The following is an 18,433-nucleotide window of genomic DNA, read 5'->3' as shown; positions in this document are numbered from 1 at the left end:
AAGGAAAAATATAACAACAGAATGAATCAGATGAGTAAACTCGACGCCTTTATTCAACAAGCGGTGACGGCGATGCCGATCAGCGGCACGTCATTAATTGCCTCGCTGTATGGCGACGCCTTATTACAACGCGGTGGGGAAGTGTGGCTGGGCAGCGTCGCGGCGCTGCTGGAAGGATTAGGCTTCGGCGAGCGCTTTGTGCGCACCGCGCTGTTTCGCCTCAATAAAGAAGAGTGGCTTGATGTGGTGCGCATCGGCCGGCGCAGCTTCTATCGCCTGAGCGATAAAGGGCTACGTCTGACCCGGCGCGCGGAACACAAGATCTATCGCGCCAGCGCACCGGAATGGGACGGCACCTGGCTGCTGCTGCTCTCGGAAGGGTTAGAAAAAAATGTGCTTACCGACGTCAAAAAGCAGCTGCTGTGGCAGGGTTTTGGCGCACTGGCGCCCAGCCTGTTAGCCTCGCCGTCGCAAAAGCTGGCGGATGTCCAGTCGCTGCTCCACGAGGCGGGCGTCGCCGAAAACGTCATCTGTTTTGAAGCCCATTCGCCGCTGGCGCTCTCCAGGGCAGCGCTGCGCAGCCGGGTGGAGGAGTGCTGGCACCTCACCGAACAAAACGAGATGTACGAGGCGTTTATCGCCTTGTTCCGACCGTTACTGCCGCTGCTACGCGACAGCGAACCGTCAGAGCTGACGCCGGCGCGCTGCTTCCACATCCAGCTGCTGCTGATCCATTTCTATCGCCGGGTGGTGCTCAAAGATCCGCTGCTGCCGGAGGAGCTCCTGCCCGCGCACTGGGCCGGGCAGAGCGCCCGTCAGCTGTGTATCAATATTTATCAACGTGTTAGTTCCGGCGCGCTGGCGTTCGTTAGCGAGAAAGGGGAAAGCTCGGTGGGCGAGCTTCCGGCGCCGGGCCCGCTCTATTATCAGCGCTTTGGCGGTTTGCCGGGCGCATAAGGAGGTTGCATGCCGATTTATCAGATTGATGGATTGACGCCGGTGGTGCCGGAGGAGAGCTACGTCCACCCAACCGCGGTATTGATTGGCGACGTGATCCTCGGCAGAGGGGTCTACGTCGGGCCCAACGCCAGCCTGCGCGGCGACTTTGGCCGCATCGTGGTAAAAGACGGCGCCAATATTCAGGATAACTGCGTCATGCACGGCTTCCCCGGCCAGGATACGGTGGTGGAAGAGGAGGGCCACATCGGCCACGGCGCCATCCTGCACGGCTGCGTGATTGGCCGCAACGCGCTGGTGGGGATGAGCGCGGTGATTATCGACGGGGCGGTCATTGGCGAAAACAGCATTGTCGGCGCTTCGGCCTTTGTCAAAGCCAACGCCGAAATGCCCGCCAACCATCTGATTATCGGCAGCCCGGCCAAAGCGATTCGCACCCTGAGCGAACAGGAGCTGGCGTGGAAAAAACAGGGTACCCGTGAATACCAGGCGCTGGTGGAACGCTGTAAGCAGACGCTGCACCAGGTGGAGCCTTTGCGGGAAGTGGAAGAGGGGCGTAAGCGGCTGGAGTTTGATGACAACCTGCGGCCGAAATCGCCGCGCTAACTTCCCAGAGCAGCCCGGAGAGGTTCAGTGGATTAGTGCTCAGCCAGTTCGCGAAAGAACGCCGGGTTGGCCTGGATAACCGCCAGTACTTTTGCTGCCAGGCCCGTAGGGTTGCGCCGCCTGGACTCCCAGCTTTTGATGGTATCCACGCTGGTACCCAGCGCTTTTGCCATTTCCGCCTGTGAAACATTAAGCTGCGCGCGGATGGCTTTCACATCAGCAACTTCATAGCGCGTCGTCCGGGCTGGGGCCTTATTGCCGTCTTTGATCTCAATAGCTTCTTCCAGAGACGCTTTAAGCTCGTCAAAGTAACCCATTTCAAACCTCATTTTTTAGTCGCCGGGTCAGTTTCCGGAGTTCGTTTTTTTCCGCTGCGCTCAGGCTCTCTTTGGTGTGCTTAGAGTAGGCTAAGACCAGATAGATGATCTCGCAGGTTGCCAGAAAATATATCACCCGCACGCCGCCGCTTTTCCCCTGTGAGCCTGTCGCCATTCTTATTTTCCGTAACCCGCCGGTATCCTGGATAAGATCGCCAAAATCCGGGTTGCCTATGAGTAGCCTCTGCAGTGCCCTCAGCTCTTCATCGCTGGCCAGCTGTTTTATCTGGCGGGTAAATAGCGACGTTTCGATAAATTCAATGGCATGACATACGAAAACACTCCTTGCTAAGGTACCATGTACACCATTGAGTGTACATAGTACGCACTCCTGTTTTTGACCATGACAACGGTTGCCATCAGCGAGCGGGAGTGAGCCAGATTCGCGCGGCGACGGCGATGGTACAGGCTGGATGCTTAAGGCGTTGGATTGATGCGTGAATTTACGAGGCGGCTCGTAAAAGGGAAACGGGCGTGGGGGAAAAAATACTCCCACCGGGCGGTGGGAGTGGAAATCTTAGGCTGCAACCACGCTGTCGATGGCCGCTTTCGCGTCAGACTGCGCTTTGGCCGCCACTTCCGGGCCGTAAGCGATACCTTCGGCGAACACGAAGTTCACGTCGGTGATGCCGATGAAGCCGAGGAAGGTGGACAGGTACGGAGTGACCAGGTCGGTCGGGGTATCTTTATGGATACCGCCGCGGCTGGTAACGACGACCGCACGTTTACCGGTCACCAGACCTTCCGGCCCTTTTTCGGTGTAGCGGAAGGTGACGCCGGCGCGAGCCACCAGGTCAAAATAGTTTTTCAGCTGTGTCGGGATGTTGAAGTTGTACATCGGCGCAGCGATAACAATCACATCGTTGCCTTTCAGCTCGGCGATCAGCTCGTCGGAAAGGGCCAGCGCTTCCTGCTGACGCGGAGTCAGCGGCGCGTCGCTCGGACGCAGGGCGCCAACCAGTTCGCCATCCAGAACCGGGATTGGATTAGCGGCCAGGTCACGCACGGTGATCTCGTCGCCCGGGTGTTTTTCCTGCCATTGTTCAACAAAATAGTCGGAAAGCTGACCAGATTGTGAGTACCCTGCCAGAATACTGGATTTCAGAACTAATACTTTGCTCATGGGTGTTTCCTTTTATTAATGTGATTGACGGGTCAATGCCCTGGTGCTTGTTGACACTGTATTCACAATCGCGCCACAGAGATAGCGCAATATATCGAATCCTATGTTCAGATTTTTTGAACAAGGCGCGGATGACACAGATGTGGTACTCTAAGGCAATACTTCAAAAGAGATTTTACCGGCAGAGCTCTGCCCGATAACGCTATGACAGAACAACAAAAAATCACCTTCTCCCAGCTTTATCAACAGCTCGACGGCCTGATGCTGCGCGATAAGACGCGCTTTGCCCGCCGTCTGCACGGTGTGAAGAAGGTTAAAAATCCTGAATCGCAACAGGCCATTCTGCAGGAGATGGCGCAGGAGATAAGCCAGGCAGCCGGTAAAGTCCTGCTGCGCGAAGCGGCGCGCCCGGCGATTACCTATCCGGAAAACCTGCCGGTTAGCCAGAAAAAACAAGAAATTCTCGAGGCGGTGCGTGACCACCAGGTGGTGATCGTCGCCGGGGAGACCGGTTCGGGCAAAACCACCCAGTTGCCTAAAATCTGCATGGAGCTGGGGCGCGGGCTGAAAGGGCTGATCGGTCATACCCAGCCGCGTCGCCTGGCGGCGCGAACCGTCGCCAACCGCATTGCCGAAGAGCTGCAAACGGAGCCGGGCGGCTGTATCGGCTATAAAGTCCGCTTTAGCGATCACGTCAGCGACAACACTATGGTCAAGCTGATGACCGACGGTATCCTGCTGGCCGAGATCCAGCAGGATCGCCTGCTGATGCAGTACGACACCATCATTATCGATGAAGCGCACGAGCGCAGCCTGAACATCGATTTTCTGCTCGGCTATCTGAAAGAGCTCCTGCCGCGTCGCCCGGACCTGAAAATCATCATTACTTCGGCGACCATCGACCCGGAACGCTTCTCAAAGCATTTCAATAATGCGCCCATTATCGAAGTCTCCGGGCGAACTTACCCGGTGGAAGTCCGCTACCGGCCGATAGTGGAAGAGGCGGACGACACCGAGCGCGATCAGTTACAGGCGATTTTTGATGCGGTTGACGAACTGGGGCGCGAAGGGCCCGGCGATATTCTGATCTTTATGAGCGGGGAGCGGGAAATCCGCGATACCGCTGATGCGCTGAATAAGCTGGATCTGCGCCATACCGAAGTGCTGCCGCTGTACGCCCGCCTGTCCAACAGCGAGCAGAACCGCGTCTTCCAGCCGCACAGCGGCCGACGCATCGTGCTGGCGACCAACGTGGCGGAAACCTCGCTGACCGTACCGGGGATTAAATACGTTATCGATCCCGGTACCGCGCGTATCAGCCGCTACAGCTACCGCACCAAGGTGCAGCGCCTGCCGATCGAGCCGGTTTCCCAGGCGTCCGCCAACCAGCGTAAGGGCCGCTGCGGCCGCGTCTCGGAAGGGATCTGTATTCGTCTTTATTCGGAAGACGATTTCCTGTCGCGCCCGGAGTTTACCGACCCGGAAATACTGCGTACCAACCTGGCGTCGGTCATTCTGCAGATGACCGCCCTGGGCTTAGGCGATATCGCCGCCTTCCCGTTTGTTGAAGCGCCGGATAAGCGCAATATCCAGGACGGCGTGCGTCTGCTGGAAGAGTTGGGCGCCATCACCACCGATGAGCAGGCCACCGCCTATAAGCTGACGCCGATGGGCCGCCAGCTCAGCCAGCTGCCGGTGGACCCGCGTCTGGCGCGCATGGTGCTGGAGGCACAGAAGCACGGCTGCGTGCGGGAAGCGATGATCATCACCTCCGCGCTGTCGATTCAGGACCCGCGCGAGCGGCCGATGGACAAGCAGCAGGCCTCTGACGAGAAGCACCGCCGCTTCCACGATAAAGAGTCCGATTTTCTCGCCTTCGTCAATCTGTGGAACTACCTTGGCGAGCAGCAGAAGGCGCTGTCGTCGAATCAGTTTCGCCGCCAGTGCCGGGTCGATTTTCTTAACTATCTGCGCGTGCGCGAGTGGCAGGATATCTACACCCAGCTGCGCCAGGTGGTGAAAGAGCTTGGCCTGCCAGTCAACAGCGAGCCGGCGGAATACCGCGAGATCCATACTGCGCTGCTGACCGGTTTGCTGTCGCACATCGGGATGAAGGATGCCGATAAGCAGGAGTTTACCGGCGCGCGCAACGCCCGCTTCTCCATTTTTCCGGGCTCCGGCCTGTTTAAAAAGCCGCCGAAGTGGACGATGGTGGCCGAGCTGGTGGAGACCAGCCGGCTGTGGGGGCGCATCGCCGCCCGCATTGAGCCGGAGTGGGTGGAGCCGGTAGCGCAGCACCTGATCAAGCGCTCGTACAGTGAACCGCACTGGGAGCGGGCGCAGGGTGCGGTGATGGCGACGGAAAAGGTCACCGTCTACGGCCTGCCGATCGTTGGCGCACGCAAGGTCAACTACAGCCAGATCGACCCCGCGCTGTGTCGGGAGCTGTTTATCCGCCACGCGCTGGTGGAGGGTGACTGGCAGACACGTCACGCTTTCTTCCGCGAAAACCTGAAGCTGCGGGCGGAAATCGAAGAGCTGGAGCATAAATCGCGCCGTCGCGATATCCTGGTGGATGACGAGACAATGTTCGAGTTCTACGACCAGCGCATCAGTCACGACGTCATCTCCGCCCGTCATTTTGATGCCTGGTGGAAGCAGGCCAGCCGCGAAACCCCGGATCTGCTCAACTTTGAGAAAAGTATGCTGATCAAGGAAGGGGCGGAGCAGGTCAGCAAGCTGGACTATCCGAACTTCTGGCATCAGGGCAACCTCAAGCTGCGGCTTAGCTACCAGTTTGAACCAGGCGCTGATGCCGACGGGGTGACGGTGCATATTCCGCTGCCGCTGCTCAACCAGGTGGAAGAGGCCGGCTTTGAATGGCAGATCCCTGGCCTGCGTCGCGAGCTGATCATCGCGCTGATAAAATCGCTGCCGAAGCCGGTGCGGCGCAATTTCGTCCCGGCTCCCAACTATGCGGAAGCGTTTCTCGGACGGGCGACGCCGCTCGAGCTGCCGCTGCTCGATTCGCTGGAGCGCGAGCTGCGTAAGATGACCGGCGTGACCATCGACCGCGAGGCCTGGCAGTGGGATCAGGTGCCCGATCACCTGAAAATCACTTTCCGGGTGGTGGATGATAAAAACAAGAAGCTGCAGGAAGGGCGCTCGCTGCAGGCGTTAAAAGACGCGCTGAAGGGCAAAGTTCAGGAGACGCTGTCGGCGGTGGCCGATGACGGCATTGAGCAGAGCGGGCTGCATATCTGGAGCTTTGGCACGCTGGCGGAAAGTTACGAACAGAAACGCGGCAACTATAAGGTGAAAGCCTGGCCGGCGCTGGTGGATGAGCGCGACAGCGTGGCCATCAAGCTGTTTGATAATCCACAGGAACAGCAGCAGGCCATGTGGCGCGGTCTGCGTCGCCTGCTGCTGCTCAACATCCCGTCGCCGATTAAGTATCTGCACGAGAAACTGCCGAACAAAGCCAAGCTTGGGCTCTACTTTAACCCGTACGGCAAAGTGCTGGATCTGATTGACGACTGCATCTCCTGCGGCGTGGATAAGCTTATCGACGAGGCGGGTGGTCCGGTGTGGACGGAAGAGGGCTTCAGTCAATTGCACGATAAAGTGCGAGCCGAGCTCAACGACACGGTGGTGGAGATCGCCAAACAGGTCGAGCAGATCCTCACCGCGGTGTTCAATATCAACAAACGGCTGAAAGGCCGCGTGGATATGACCATGGCGCTGGGGCTGTCGGATATCAAAGCGCAGATGGCGGGTCTGGTGTATCGCGGTTTTGTCACCGGCAACGGTTTCCGCCGTCTTGGCGATACGCTGCGCTATCTGCAGGCGATTGAAAAGCGTCTCGAGAAGATGGCTATCGATCCGCACCGCGATCGCGCGCAGATGCTGAAGGTGGAGAGCGTGCAGCAGGCGTGGCAGCAGTGGCTGAATAAGCTGCCGCCGAACCGCCGTGAGGACGACGATGTCCGGGAGATCCGCTGGATGATCGAGGAGCTACGGGTGAGCTTCTTCGCCCAGCAGCTGGGCACCCCGTATCCTATCTCGGACAAGCGTGTGCTGCAGGCGATGGAGCAGATTACGCCGTAGTAACATCCTTCCTCAGGCCCGGCGGCACCGTGTTGCCGGGTCTGCTGAAGGGAGACAGTTCCCCGCCGCCGCGAATAAGCCTGCCCTGGCGGTCAATTCCCCGTACCTGACGTTACCCGCAGGGTTTCTCGCGGTCATAGAATTAATGGAATCTGAAAATCGGGAAGGTGGCTTGGGTAACCTGCTTTGTTCGCGTATTTTTAGCCTTTCGCAAAGAGTCAAACAGGACACGGAGTGTTGATGACTAACTCGATATATAAAAAATATTTATTATTCATTAAAGTGACATGTTGTGTGGTAATGATTTTAGGGATAACAGGATGCAGCACGCTTTGTCTTAAGGAATATATCCGAGGTCAGGAATCACAAGTTAACGTATATGCGAATGATAGCCTCGTCGGGATCACATTGAGCCAGGATGGGAAAGCAAACAGCACAGTTGCATTTATTGGTGAACGCTTTGATTACCCGCTACAGCGCGGCGGGGAAAAAATTACGAAAATTTATCTATTGAAAGAAAATTATTTGCCTGAGCTAAAGATCACCGATCTGAAGAGTTTTATGATGGGGAAAACACGTAGCGAATTTTCAGGTAATATCCGGTTTCGCTATGGGCAGCGAATAATAGATGAAACGACGCGCGATGTTCTCGCGAAAAATGGCTTCGAATGCTATGGCTACGGGGTGAATACCGGGCCTTGTTATCTGCCTGTTAACGCGTTGCAGGGTACGATCCAGAAGAAAGGCAAAATCCCGGACAACCGCGCTATTCGCTATTTTGAACAGCCCTACCCGGTGACCTTCTATAAAAAGAATGGCCTGTCAGCGGCCCGCGTCCTTTATCCGGTGGCCGTTGTTGTTGATATTGTCACATCGCCTTTTCAACTGCTCGCGCTTGCCATCTATGACTGGCGATAATAATTCAGATGAACAGCCGAATACGCCGTGTAATACGATGTCACTGCGGCGGTGGCAAGACATCCTGTGATTTGTCATCGCCCCCGTCCGCGACGTTATTTACCACCTTTTAATACGAGATGATATGTATAAACCGCTAATGCTACTCCCCGCCATTGTTCTTGTCGCGGCATGTAAACCGTTTTCTGACTCTTCGCCCTGCGATGAAGCACAGCGTGCCATTAATGATGCCAATTTTTTTATTCTCACTTATCTTTCTCCTTTGAACGGCGATGTGCAAAGCGTGCAAATTGACGGTAAGCAAAATAACGACGCAGGCACGCTGCGTTTTTCCCAGTGCCGTCGGCTGGTAAGTTATGAGAGAGCAAAAACCTTTAATACCGCGAATGACTCAACGATAGTCAGAGATAATGTCCGCTGGCATAATGATAAAGGATGGGTACGGGAATATATCAGGCAGACCCGAAATGTGAACGGGAATATCAGAAAAATGGTCATGCGCGAGCAGTTCTATACCGATAATCTGGGACGGATTGTGCGCTCCGAAAATGTGTCCACCACCCAGCAATCATCAAAGCTCCTGAGCACGACCACCTATCACTATGACGAGCGGCACCAGCTGGTGCGTAAAACGGTCAATGGCGGCCTGATGGCTATGCTGTCTGTCAATTATCGCTACGTGGCAGGGCATTTAAGCGGTATCTCCGACTCGGATTCCACCTCGACGCTGCGTTGGGATGAAAAAGGACGTTGGCTATCCGAGGATAGAACCACCACTTATCGTACCAAATACCAGTCCCGCTGCTTAGGCTGGGATCCCGCGGGGAACTGTAGCGGAGAATATAGTGAACATGAAGGATACGGCGGAAAAAGCGAAGAGTCTCTGCATTATAGCTATACCTATTATCCCCAATGATCGTTCGCGGTAACCTGCCGCGGGTGACGCGTCTCGGCGCGGGGGTTCTCCCTCTCCCTGGGGGAGAGGGTCGGGGGAGGGCGTCAGGCCGCCCAGCGCTCATCCATTCACCCGCGCCAGCGTAAACCCATCCCATCCCTTAATGCCCACCGTCTGCAGCGCGGTGGCGGTGAGCCGCGGGTTATCCCCGATCATTTCGATAAACCGGCGCACGCCCTGCACGCGCGCATCCTCGCTTTGCCCGTTAATCACTTCGCCATCGCGCACCACGTTATCGCCCACGATCAACGTTCCGGGGCGCGAATAGTGCAGCGCCCACTCCAGATAGTGAGGATTATTTGGTTTATCGGCATCAATAAAGATCAGGTCGAACGGCTGCACATCCGCGAAATTTTCCAGCGTGTTCAGCGCTGGCCCTTCAATGAGTTCAATACGATCGTTTAGCCCCGCGAGGCGGATATTCTGGCGCGCCACCCCGGCATGGGTGGGATCGGCCTCAAGGGTGATCAATTTGCCGTCGGCGGGCAGCGCGCGCGCCATCCAGATGGTGCTATAGGCGCCGAGGGTACCAATCTCCAGGATCCGCTGCGCCTGCGTTATACGCACCAACAGCGCCAGAAGTTGCCCCTGATTGGCCGCAACATCGTGTTCAGGTAGCCCGGCGCGTTTGTTGTTTTCCAGTACCTGACTCAGTACGTCATCGTCAGGAATAAGCGAAGAAATCATGAAATTATCGACTGCAGACCACTGGTGTTGCATTGGTTGACTCCCTGGTGGTAGTGGTGGCCGGGTGGCGCGAGGCTGTCCCGGCCTGAATATGGGTTTCCGCTCTCTCCCTGGTTGAGGTTTCGCGTGCGTCACGCGTTCAACCAGCCGCCTCCCAGCGCCCGATACAGATCGATCTGCGCCAGCAACAGGTTATTTTTCACCTGCACCACGCTAAGCTGGGTGGAGAACAGCGTTCGCTGGGCATCAAGCACCTCCAGATACGAAGAGTAGCCGTTGCGGTAGCGGTTTTGCGCAATACGTAAGGTTTCCTGGGCAACGGTCTCTTGTTCCTGAAGCTCGTTTAACTGTTCGCTGTAGCGACTGATGGCATCCAGGCTGTCATTGACCTCTTTGAACGCGCCGCGCACTGCTTTCTCATAACTGTAGAGCGCCTGGTTGCGTTGCGCCATGGAAACATCCACCTGGGCATTTAACGCCTGGCGGTTTAGCAGCGGCGCCAGAATACTGCCGCCCACGCTCCACAGCCGCAGCGGGTTATCCAGCAGATCCGGCAGCGTGCGATCCTGCAGGCTGCCGGTGGCGGTGAGGTTGAGGGAAGGCAGCAGCTGCGCCTGCGATGACGCCAGCGTGGCATCGGCGGCCACCAGCTGACGCTGGGCCTGTACGATATCCGGGCGGCGGTTGAGTAAGGTGGACGGCAGCTGCGACGGCAGCCTCAGCGGCGTGAGCTGGGCAAATTCGCCGCGTTTTACCGCGCCGGGGTTATCACCGAGCAGCACGCTGAGGGCATTTTCCTGCTGGGCTATCTGGTGCTGTAGCGGCGGGATCTGGGCGCGCGTTGCGCGCAGCTCCGAATCTGCCTGCATCAGCTCAAGGCGCGAGGTATATCCGGTTTCAAACTGGCGTTTCGCCAGGCGCCAGGCGTCTTCCCGTGATTTCAGCGTCTGCTGGGTCACCCGCAACTGCTCATCCAGCGACAGCAGCGTGACATAGCCAACGGCCACCGAGCTGGCGACGCTCAAATTGGCCGCGGCGGCGGCGGCTTTCTGCGCCTCGAGGCTGGCCCCGGCGGCGCTGGCCGCGCTGCGGTTCGCTCCCCAGATATCGACATCATAGCTGGCGGTCAGGCCGCCCTTATACAGTGTGCTGTGGATCGGCAGACCGGTGGCGGCGGACTGCGCCCGGGCGCGGGTGCCGGTCAGGCTGGCGTCCAGTGACGGAAACAGACTGCTGTCGGCGGCGTAAGCGCGCGCCTGATACTCATTCACTCGCTCACGGGCGATCAGCACATCGCTGTTATAGCGCAGCGCCTGATCAACATACTGATTGAGCGTGCTGTCATGAAAATTGCGCCACCATACGCCTTCCACCGGGCTCGCCGGGCCAACGTCGGCCCGCCAGGCGGCAGGAATGGTCAGGGTCGGTTGCGCGCGCTGCACGTCGGCGGATTGGCAGCCGACCAGTGCCAGGACGACAGCAAGGGTGAGCGGGCGGATCATGGCTGTTTCTCCGCGCGGGTATCAATGGTTACCTGCACCGACATCCCCGGTCGCAGGCGTTCGCTGTTGTTCTGCCCGTCGTTGACCGTAATGCGCACCGGGATGCGCTGGGCGATCTTGACGAAGTTACCGGTGGCATTGTCCGGAGAGATGGCGCTAAATTCCACCCCGGTCGCCGGGGAGATGCTCTGCACCTTGCCGTGGAAACGCTCGCCGTTGAGCGCGTCGACGGTGAAGGTGACCGGCTGGCCGATACGCACCTCGGCCAGCTGGGTCTCTTTCAGGTTGGCGATCACCCAGTGCTGCGGCGGAACCAGCGAGGTCAGGTGGGTTCCGGCGCTGACGTAAGCGCCAAGACGCACTGAGATCTGCCCCAGCTGGCCGCCGGTGGGGGCGATGATCTGCGTGTTTTGCAGGTCGATCTGCGCCAGCTCAAGCGCCGCTTTGGCGCTGGCGACGTCGGCCTCCAGCGAATCGCGATTGACGATGGTCGATTCACGGTCCTGGCGCGACATCTCCAGCGCCGCTTTCGCCTGCTCAATATCCGCCGCCCCCTGGGCTGCGCTGGCGCGTGCTGAATCGCGTTCGCGGATCGACAACGAACCGTCGGCAGTTAACTCCTGCACCCGTTTTAAATCGGCCTGGATTTTCTGATTCTGCGCGCGGGCGTTTTGCAGCGCGGCTTCGTTTTTCGCTATCGTCGCCTCGGCGCTTTTGCGTTGCTGCAGATTGTTGCGCAGCGCCGCCTCCTTCATCGCCAGGGTGGCCTGGGCCTGATGCACCCGCTGCTTATAGATGCGGTCGTCTATCTGGAACAGCACCTCGCCCGGCTCAACAATCGCGAAATCTTTGACGTTGACGGCGGTGATGTAGCCGTTGACCTGGGGGCTGATAAAGGTGGTCTGGCCGCGCACATAGGCGTTGTCAGTGAACTGGCTATGCCGGGTGAACGGCGGCAGTTGCCAGGCGTAGAGGATCACCAGCACGCCGACGAGGCCTATCGCCGCGGCGGTAAAAATGGAGACCACACGAATGTTGTTCCGGGTGTTGGCCTGTTGTTTGGCCGCATCCTGCTGACTCATAACGACTCCAGAGATGAAATGATGATAATTATTTGCTGCCGGTGGCGCGTTTTAAGGCGATACGGGCGGTCAGACGTAAGCGAATTAAGCGCCAGAACACCCACACTAATGTCCCGGCGGAGATCGCCGCCGTCAGCAGATAGGTGTCATTCCAGGCGAGAATATTGGCCTGCAGCGTCGCGGCGTTTTGCAGCAGGGTGGTGGCCTGAACGTTGAGCAGCGCACTGTCGCCAATCTGGCTCTGATACATCTGGCTGTACTGCTGCAACCGCTCGACGATCAGCGGATTCAGGGTGGTTATCTGGTCCGCCAGCTGGCTGGAATGGAATTTCTCCCGCCAGGTCTGAAAGGTGCCGAGGATCGCCGAGCCGAGCAGGCCGCCAATGTTCTGGCTCATGCCGAACAGCACCGAGAAGCTGACCAGGTTGCGCGGGTCGGCAAACACGCCGCCAATCCCGGCGAGCATCGCCGGGGCCAGAAAGAAGGCGCTGCCGAAGCCGAGTAAAAACTGGCTGAACATTAATTGTTCCGGACGGGTGAGGGCGTTGGACTGGCTGTCGAGCAGCGAGGCTATCATGATCAGCGCCAGGGCGGTGGCGGTCGGCCAGTAGAGCTTCTGCGGGTTGAGCGTCAGACAGCTGGCAACGATCCCGCACAGAATACCGGCGAAAATCGACCACGCGAGGTTAGTCATCTGTTCGTTTTGCAGACCAACGTACTGCAGCCAGCCGATGACCCCGGTGTTCTGCTCCGCCAGCACGATGCGGATCAGCAGCATAATCAGGCCGAGGCGCACGATGCTGCCGCTGGAGAGCCATTTGGTATTGAGCAGGGGATTGCTGCGGTTATGCTCGAAAGTAATGGCGGCGACGATCAGCACCACCGCTGCCGCCAGCGCCCAGCCGATCCACGGTGCTTCGAACCACCACTCCAGCCGCCCCAGCGACAGCACGGCGCAGACCAGCGCCATGCCGGGCGCCAGCAGAAAGAAGGTAATAAAATCCTTCTTCTCGAAGACCTTTTTACGATCGCTCGGCGGCAGTTTCAGCGCGATGACGCAGGCCAGCGACACCAGCGCCAGTCCCAGTTCAAAAAAGTAGAGTCCGCGCCATTCATCTATCTGCAGCAGCTCGGTGGAAAAGAGGCGCGCCAGGGGAATGGCCAGCGACGAGCCGGTAATGCCGATGATTAGCCCTTTCAGGCGGTGGCGTGCGGGCCAGGCCTGTACCTGATAGTAGATCCCCAGCGAGCTGAGCGCCGCGGCCACCATGCCGTGGGCGGCGCGCACCATCATCGCCGAGCTGAGGTCGTTGACGAACAGGTGGAAAAGGTCACCAGCACATAGAGCACCAGAAAGCCTTCGGTGAAAGCGCGCAGTCCGAACTGCTGACGAAATTTCACCAGCAGCAGGTTGATGGAGACATTGGTCATGACGTACACCGCCGGCAGCCAGGCGATCTCGGTCGACCAGGCGGCGAAGGTGCCCTGCAGCAGCTGCAGGTTGGCGGTGACCACTGCATTGCCCAGCGCGCCGGTGAGGCACACCAGCAGGCCGACTACGCCGTAAGCGAGGCGTTTCTGCGGACTGTGCAGCGGCGTAGAGGGCGAGCCAAGCAGGGCCGGTTTTTCATGCGGCGCCCAGTCATGCGGAGCATAGGGGTTATCCTGGCGACGGGGCATTATTTCTTCTCCACTTCGCGCAACAGTTTTTCCAGCACCCGCTGAGTTTGCTCCCGCTCCTGCGGGGTAATCGCCGTCAGGATCTCTTCACGCAGATCGTCTGCTACCGTTTTGACCTGCTCATACAGCGCCATTCCCTGGCCGGTGGCGACCAGCAGCCGCTTACGTTTATCACGCGCGGTGGTGACGCGCTCCACCAGCCCGAGGGCGACCAGGCGGTTGATCAGCGGCACAATGGTCGGGCTCTCAACGCCCAGCTCCTGCGCCAGTTCGCTCTGCGACAGCGGCTGCGGCTGGCGGGCAATGGCGGCGACCGCCACCCAGCTGGCCTGGCTCAGGCCGAGGTCTTTCAGCCGGCGATTGACCGCCAGCCGCCAGTGGTGGGCAGTCAGATATAAAAGATGGGAGAAGTTAAGCTGTCGGTTGTCCATAGGTCGTCTGTCAATATCGTTAGAGCTCTAACGAGTTTATGCCTGACGACCGGCGGAATTCAAGGTGAAGGATAAAAAGAGGTTAACGGTATGTGCGTTTATTGTGGTGAGAAGGAGATTCCCCCTCACACCTTTTACTCATGGAGGATGTTCTTATTCTGCGCCATCACCCAGGCGATAAAGGCCCGCAGGGGAGCGGGAATATGTTTGCGGCTTGGATAGTAGAGGCAGAAATGATCCGCCGGGTAGCGGTAGTCCGCCAGCAGCTGAACCAGCGAGCCAGCGCTGAGCTGCTGCGTCACCAGCGACTGGTAGACGAAGGCGATGCCTAATCCGCTCTCCGCCGCCTGGATCATTGCGTTATCGGAATCGACCACCAGATCGCCTGCGACCGCGATCTCGCTGAGCTCGCCGTGGGGGCTAATAAACTCCCAGCGGTACTTCTCACCACTGGGAAAACAGCGGTTAATGCAGCGGAAATTAACCAACGACTGCGGGGTGTCGGGTTTGCCGGCCTGGCGAATATAGTCCGGGCTGGCCACCGGGATCAGCGACAGTTTCTCGCCAAAGGGGATGGCAATCATATCTTTGGGCACATCCTGAGAATAACGAATGCCGGCATCAAAACCAGACTCAATAATATTGACTTTCCGATCGCTGGTAAACAGTTCGAGGGTTACGTCGGGACAGCGATTTTTAAAGGCAATAAAATAGCGGTGAAAAAAGAGGTCAACAACAATCCGCGGTAAATTGATTTTAATCGCGCCTTCCGGCGTTTGGCGATGATAATTCAGACTATCAACCACCCGGCGATAATCATTAACCACTGGCATCATATTGTTAAGAAATTCCTCACCCACAGCGGTTAATGACAAACTGCGCGTCGAGCGATTTAGCAGGCGCACGCCTAACTTTTCTTCCAGATGATTAATGGCGGCGGTCAGCGCCGGTGGAGAAAGGTTTAACGCTTTGGCGGCCTGGCGAAAACTGCCATGTTTCACTATGAGCATTAATATTTCAATTTGTTGCAGATCGGGCAAGGTTTTCATTGTTAATTTCCAGCTAACACCGCATTAGGAATAGATTAATTGTTATCAATATGAAAGGGAAGTATATATTTAACACCATTCAGCAGGTAAGGAAAATAAGATGAAAACACGTTATCTTGGAAAAGAAAATTTTCAGGTTTCCGCATTAGGTCTCGGATGTATGGGAATGAGTTTTGCCTATGGCGGTGCTGAAACGTCGCAGGCGATAAATACGATCCATGCCGCCGTGGATATGGGCGTGACCTTCCTGGATTCCGCCGAAGTATATGGCCCTTTCGCTAATGAAATTCTGATCGGCAAAGCGATTAAAGGTATCCGCGATAAGGTGCAGATTGCCACCAAATTTGGCTTTCGTATTCTGCCCACCGGCCAGGGTCTGGAGCGGATGGCCGGCGTTGACAGCCGTCCGGCACATATTCGCGAGTCAGTGGAAGGGTCGCTGAAGCGACTGAATATCGAGACCATCGATCTGCTCTATCAGCACCGCGTCGATCCGGCGGTACCGGTGGAAGAGGTGGTGGGCACAATGGCTGACCTGGTTAAAGAGGGTAAAATTCGCCATATTGGACTGTCGGAAGTCTCTGCTCAGACGCTGCGCCGGGCCTGCAAGGTGCATCCGATTACCGCCGTGCAGACGGAATACTCGCTATGGAGCCGCGAGCCGGAGGACGGTATTCTCACTACCTGCCGCGAGCTGGGTGTCGGCTTTGTGCCATACAGCCCGCTTGGCCGCGGCTTCCTGACCGGGACTATCACCGATCCCGGCGTTTTGGCGGCGGATGATTTTCGCCGCCATCTGCCGCGCTTCCAGGCCGAGACCATGCGCCAGAACCAGCGACTGCTGGCGCGCCTGCAACAGGTGGCCATTCGTTATCAAGCCACCCTGGCGCAGATTGCTCTCGCCTGGGTGATGAGCAAAGGCGAGGATATCGTGCCTGTTCCGGGGGCGAGGACAATTGCCCATCTGCGCGATAATGCCGGCGCCGCGAATATTACCCTCGCGCCTGAGGATATTCAGACCATCGAACAGATTTTCACTGCCGACAACGTCACTGGCCTACGCTATACCCAGGGCGACTTTGATTTAATCGAAAAATAATCCCGGATGGGCAGTGGATTTGTTCCGTTGGCGTGACGTTGTCACATTTTTTGGGCAGTTCTCCGTCAGATAGCGCATATCCTCGGTGGTTAACGGCGTGGTAGCGAAAAAAGGGGCGGCGCAATGCCACCCCTGTTGCGGTTGCTGGCGGGGATCAGCCCGGGTAGATGCCGCGGTCTTTTCGCGCCATCAGAATGCGCTCGCAGGCCACGATATAGGCGGCGGTACGCAGGGTACACGCTTTCTCGGCGGCTTTATCGCAGACGTGAATAATGGCGTCGGTCATGATGCGGTCCATCTTGGCGTTGATCTCTTCTTCGCTCCAGAAGAAGCTGGCCATATCCTGCACCCACTCAAAATAGCTGACGGTCACCCCACCGGCGTTACAGATAACGTCCGGCACTACGATCACGCCGCGCTCGGCCAGCACGTCGTCCGCTTCCGGATAGGTTGGGCCGTTGGCCCCTTCCAGCACCAGTTTGCAGGTCAGCTTCTCCGCGCGCTCGCGGGTGATTTGCCCTTCCAGTGCCGCCGGGATCAGAATGTCCATCGGGGTGGTCCAGAAGGCGTCTTTATCGATCTCCTGGGCGCCAGGGAAACCGGCAATCTGCTTTTTCTCCGCCTGCCAGGCGGTGAGGGCGGCCATATCAATCCCGCCTTCGTTATACAGGGTCGCGGTATGATCCTGAATGACCACCACGCGGGCGCCGACGCCGGCGAACAGGCGGGCTGCTTCGCTACCGACGTTACCAAAGCCCTGCAGCGCGACTTTGGCGCCTTCAATTTCGATACCGGCGCGACGAGCCACTTCCCGGCCGGTGACAAATACGCCACGCCCGGTGGCCTTTTCACGGCCGAGGGAGCCGCCGAGGTGGATCGGTTTGCCGGTGACCACGCCGGTAATGGTGGTGCCATGGTTCATGGAGTAGGTGTCCATCATCCATGCCATCACTTTACCGTTGGTGCCGACGTCCGGCGCCGGAATATCTTTCTGCGGCCCGATAATAATGCCGATTTCGCTGGTGTAGCGGCGGGTCAGACGCTCCAGTTCACCTTCTGACAGTGAGAAGGGGTCGACGCGAATGCCGCCTTTGGCCCCGCCGTAAGGAATATTGACCGCGGCGCACTTAATGGTCATCCAGGCAGAAAGTGCCATGACTTCGTTAAGATCGACATCCGGATGGTAGCGAACACCACCTTTACCCGGTCCACGCGACAGATTGTGCTGAACGCGATAGCCCTCGAAGTGGCGGATGGTGCCGTCGTCCATTTGCACAGGAATGTCGACGATCAGCGCACGCTTCGGATGGCGCAGGGTTTCCACCCAGTAGGCAAGATCGCCGAGATAAGGCGCGACACGGTCGATCTGGCGCAGGTAGGTGGTCCATGGAGATGTACTACTTTCAGATGCGTAAGATAACTTTTCCATAAGAGTCCTGTTTCTCAGTGTTATTTATGTCGTGTAAAACCGTGGAATAGCTACAGCAGTAAACTCTGTGCAATGAATGGTATCACCAATTTTATAAAGCGGTATTTGACGGCAATTCCGATTTTTAAATTTTTGTTAGATTTTTTATTTTTTAAGTGAATAACTACGCACGCCAACCACCTACAAGCTGTGCATTTTAATTCACTTTTTATTCACTTAAGTGCATAGAAAAATATTTTTTCTATGTTTTTCATTATCTTGATGATCTTCAAAAAGTGAATAAATTGCTTCCACCCGTATTGACAATCTTATTGTTCACAGGCCAGCATTAGCCCACACAACAACATGACGTTAACCATGAATTAACAAATACCCGCAAAATAAATAGGGCTTATTTTTCCTGTGGTGAATATTTTTGCCATCACAGCGGG

General features: G+C 57.3%; 15 protein-coding genes and 2 pseudogenes. 6 read left to right on the top strand and 11 right to left on the bottom strand.

Going from position 1 to position 18,433, the window contains the following annotated elements:
* Positions 1-30 precede the first annotated feature (30 nt).
* A complete protein-coding gene (paaX, locus tag B8P98_RS15220; RefSeq protein ID WP_025713682.1) occupies positions 31-957 on the top strand; it encodes a phenylacetic acid degradation operon negative regulatory protein PaaX in 927 nt (308 codons plus the stop codon).
* A 9-nt stretch (positions 958-966) separates the two neighbouring features.
* Positions 967-1,563 carry a phenylacetic acid degradation protein PaaY gene (gene paaY / locus B8P98_RS15215; RefSeq protein ID WP_025713683.1) on the top strand — a complete coding sequence of 199 codons (597 nt, stop codon included), beginning with the start codon at positions 967-969 and terminating at the stop codon, positions 1,561-1,563.
* A gap of 32 nt (positions 1,564-1,595) precedes the next feature.
* Here paaY and nadS read toward each other — a convergent pair whose 3' ends face one another.
* From nadS to azoR, 3 genes are all read right to left on the bottom strand, one after another.
* Positions 1,596-1,880 carry a NadS family protein gene (gene nadS / locus B8P98_RS15210; protein WP_025713684.1) on the bottom strand — a complete coding sequence of 95 codons (285 nt, stop codon included), beginning with the start codon at positions 1,878-1,880 and terminating at the stop codon, positions 1,596-1,598.
* A 1-nt stretch (position 1,881) separates the two neighbouring features.
* On the bottom strand, positions 1,882-2,202 hold the full coding sequence (locus B8P98_RS15205; RefSeq protein WP_095033641.1) for a type II toxin-antitoxin system RelE/ParE family toxin: 321 nt from the start codon (positions 2,200-2,202) through the stop codon (positions 1,882-1,884).
* Positions 2,203-2,457: 255 nt separating this feature from the next.
* Positions 2,458-3,063 carry an FMN-dependent NADH-azoreductase gene (gene azoR, locus B8P98_RS15200; protein WP_002902889.1) on the bottom strand — a complete coding sequence of 202 codons (606 nt, stop codon included), beginning with the start codon at positions 3,061-3,063 and terminating at the stop codon, positions 2,458-2,460.
* Between the two features lie 261 nt (positions 3,064-3,324).
* On the opposite strand from azoR, the gene hrpA reads away from it, so the two are divergent.
* From hrpA to B8P98_RS15185, 3 genes are all read left to right on the top strand, one after another.
* Positions 3,325-7,170 carry an ATP-dependent RNA helicase HrpA gene (gene hrpA / locus B8P98_RS15195; protein ID WP_243812697.1) on the top strand — a complete coding sequence of 1,282 codons (3,846 nt, stop codon included), beginning with the start codon at positions 3,325-3,327 and terminating at the stop codon, positions 7,168-7,170.
* 240 nt (positions 7,171-7,410) lie between these two features.
* Complete coding sequence (locus B8P98_RS15190; RefSeq protein ID WP_117140942.1) at positions 7,411-8,088, top strand: YidX family protein; 678 nt, start codon at positions 7,411-7,413, stop codon at positions 8,086-8,088.
* Positions 8,089-8,212: 124 nt separating this feature from the next.
* Positions 8,213-9,004 (top strand): hypothetical protein, encoded by a 792-nt coding sequence (locus tag B8P98_RS15185; protein ID WP_080897149.1) that lies wholly within the window; start codon positions 8,213-8,215, stop codon positions 9,002-9,004.
* 99 nt (positions 9,005-9,103) lie between these two features.
* Here B8P98_RS15185 and B8P98_RS15180 read toward each other — a convergent pair whose 3' ends face one another.
* The 6 genes and pseudogenes from B8P98_RS15180 to B8P98_RS15155 all read right to left on the bottom strand — a co-directional run bounded on the left by B8P98_RS15180 (position 9,104) and on the right by B8P98_RS15155 (position 15,474).
* Complete coding sequence (locus B8P98_RS15180) at positions 9,104-9,763, bottom strand: O-methyltransferase (protein WP_025713024.1); 660 nt, start codon at positions 9,761-9,763, stop codon at positions 9,104-9,106.
* 98 nt (positions 9,764-9,861) lie between these two features.
* The gene (locus tag B8P98_RS15175) at positions 9,862-11,232 is read right to left on the bottom strand and encodes an efflux transporter outer membrane subunit (protein WP_095033172.1); all 1,371 of its coding nucleotides are present in this window, start codon (positions 11,230-11,232) and stop codon (positions 9,862-9,864) included.
* Positions 11,229-12,314: an HlyD family secretion protein gene (locus B8P98_RS15170; protein WP_025713026.1), complete on the bottom strand. Its 1,086-nt coding sequence runs from the start codon at positions 12,312-12,314 to the stop codon at positions 11,229-11,231. The genes B8P98_RS15175 and B8P98_RS15170 overlap by 4 nt, the downstream gene beginning before the upstream one ends.
* Positions 12,315-12,342: 28 nt before the next feature.
* Positions 12,343-13,994, bottom strand: a pseudogene (locus B8P98_RS15165) (efflux MFS transporter permease).
* Positions 13,994-14,425 (bottom strand): MarR family winged helix-turn-helix transcriptional regulator, encoded by a 432-nt coding sequence (locus B8P98_RS15160; RefSeq protein ID WP_025713028.1) that lies wholly within the window; start codon positions 14,423-14,425, stop codon positions 13,994-13,996. The pseudogene B8P98_RS15165 and the gene B8P98_RS15160 overlap by 1 nt, the downstream one beginning before the upstream one ends.
* 134 nt (positions 14,426-14,559) lie before the next feature.
* A complete protein-coding gene (locus B8P98_RS15155; protein ID WP_080897145.1) occupies positions 14,560-15,474 on the bottom strand; it encodes a LysR family transcriptional regulator in 915 nt (304 codons plus the stop codon).
* A gap of 100 nt (positions 15,475-15,574) precedes the next feature.
* On the opposite strand from B8P98_RS15155, the gene B8P98_RS15150 reads away from it, so the two are divergent.
* Complete coding sequence (locus B8P98_RS15150) at positions 15,575-16,573, top strand: aldo/keto reductase (RefSeq protein ID WP_025713030.1); 999 nt, start codon at positions 15,575-15,577, stop codon at positions 16,571-16,573.
* Positions 16,574-16,727: 154 nt separating this feature from the next.
* Here B8P98_RS15150 and B8P98_RS15145 read toward each other — a convergent pair whose 3' ends face one another.
* Together B8P98_RS15145 and B8P98_RS30990 are read right to left on the bottom strand one after the other, a co-directional pair.
* Positions 16,728-18,002: a Glu/Leu/Phe/Val family dehydrogenase gene (locus B8P98_RS15145; RefSeq protein ID WP_008805096.1), complete on the bottom strand. Its 1,275-nt coding sequence runs from the start codon at positions 18,000-18,002 to the stop codon at positions 16,728-16,730.
* 212 nt (positions 18,003-18,214) lie between these two features.
* Positions 18,215-18,361, bottom strand: a pseudogene (locus B8P98_RS30990) (hypothetical protein).
* Positions 18,362-18,433: the final 72 nt, after the last annotated feature.

Source organism: Klebsiella quasivariicola (assembly GCF_002269255.1).
Lineage (GTDB): Bacteria > Pseudomonadota > Gammaproteobacteria > Enterobacterales > Enterobacteriaceae > Klebsiella > Klebsiella quasivariicola.
Note: the sequence above shows the minus strand (reverse complement) of the source record. Positions and strands in the feature narration are given on the sequence as shown.